The organism is Roseisolibacter sp. H3M3-2 (genome assembly GCF_029211165.1).
Taxonomy (GTDB): domain Bacteria; phylum Gemmatimonadota; class Gemmatimonadetes; order Gemmatimonadales; family Gemmatimonadaceae; genus Roseisolibacter.
This window is the reverse complement of record NZ_JARGEK010000620.1, coordinates 1-1,565: the sequence shown is the minus strand read 5'-3', so window position 1 is coordinate 1,565 and position 1,565 is coordinate 1. Positions and strand designations below refer to the sequence as shown.

The following is a 1,565-nucleotide window of genomic DNA, read 5'->3' as shown; positions in this document are numbered from 1 at the left end:
GACAGCGGCGCGCACGCCGCGCCCCCCCGCCCCGCCGCGGCGGCGCAGGAGGCGGCGCACGCGGTGGTGCGCGCGGTGGCGGAGCAGGCCGAGGCCGCGCAGTCGGCGGAGCGCCGGCTCGCCAAGGTCTTCACCGCCATGCCCGCGAAGGACGCGGCGCGGATCCTCGAGCAGATGGACGACCGCGACGTGCAGCAGATCCTCTCCCTGATCGCCGACCGCCAGGCGGCGGCGATCCTCGGCAGTCTCCCCGCGCCGCGCGCCGCCTCCATCGGGAAGGCGTCGCTCCGCCCCCAGACCAAGGGACGCTGATGCAGAAGATCACCGCCGCGCCGGCCGGCCTCGCCGACCTGGAGGCCGCCGCGCACGCCGAGCCGCGCGGCCCCGAGCGCGCCGCCGACCGCGCGACCGAGGGCCCCGCGGGCGCGGCGTTCGACGCGATGCTGGCCGCGTTCGTCGTCCCGGGCGCGACGCCCGCCGCGCCCCCCCCCCCCCCCGCCGCCGAGACGCCCGAGGGCGCCGAGACGCTGACCGCCGACGGCGCGGCGCCGGAGCCGACGGCGACGCCGGTGCCGCAGGGCGACGGCGACGACGGCACCGGCGTGGACACGCTGCACTACGGGCTGCGCACCGACGCGCAGACGCGCGGGCTGGCGCACGAGCTGTCGGCCGCCGGCGCCGAGGCGCACGCGCGCCGCGACGCGCGCCAGGCGGCGAGGACCGAGACCGCGAGCTCGGATACGGCGACGTCGGAGACGGCGAACACGGAGACGGCGAACGCGAAGAGTGCGACGGGCGAGAAGGCAGCGCACGTCCCGGTCGCCAACGACAACGCGCGGGCGCACGCGAACGAGCGCTCGGCGCTGCTGCGCACCGACGCGCCCGCGGCCGAGACGCCGGTCGCGGAGACGCCGGCGGCGGAGCCGACCGTCGCCGCGCCGGCCGCCGCCCCCGCCGCCCCCGCCGCCGCGCCGACGCGCGACTGCGCGCCGCTCGCCCCCGAGCTGCAGGAGCGGCTGGGGCGCGTGATCGACCGGATGCGCGAGGAGCACGGGCACGACGTCACGGTGGTCGAGACGACGCGGACGCAGGCGCGGCAGGACGCGCTCTACGCGCAGGGGCGCACGGCGCCCGGCCCGGTGGTCACCTGGACGCGCGCGTCGCAGCACACGGCCGGCCGCGCGGTGGACGTACAGATCGACGGCGGGTGGGACGACGCCGAGGCCTTCCGCACGCTGCAGCGCGTGGCGCGCGAGGAGGGGCTGAAGACGCTCGGGCCGCGCGACGCCGGGCACCTCGAGCTCCCGAAGCAGCTGCTCGGCGAGCAGGCGGCCGACGCCGCGGAGGCGCACGCCCCGCACGCCCCGCACGCGCCGCACGCGCCGCACGCGCCGCACGCGCCGACGCTCCCGACGCAGGCGTCGGCGGTCGCGACCGCCGCGGTGGCGAGGCACGCCGCGCCGTCCGCGCGGCAGCCGCTCGCGCCGGTCGGCGACGTGGCGGCGGTCGCCGAGGTGGCGCAGGTCGTCGAGGAAGTCGGAGGCCAAGCGGTCTTAGGAAGACAA

1 protein-coding gene and 1 pseudogene are annotated in these 1,565 nt (G+C 79.7%); both read left to right on the top strand.

Annotated elements, in window-relative coordinates; all coding sequences use genetic code 11:
* Positions 1-312: pseudogene (locus tag PYV61_RS25175) on the top strand (hypothetical protein); the annotation flags it as partial.
* On the top strand, positions 312-1,565 hold a 1,254-nt coding region (locus tag PYV61_RS25170), incomplete at its 3' end, for a M15 family metallopeptidase (RefSeq protein WP_275836632.1). The pseudogene PYV61_RS25175 and the gene PYV61_RS25170, both read left to right, overlap by 1 nt.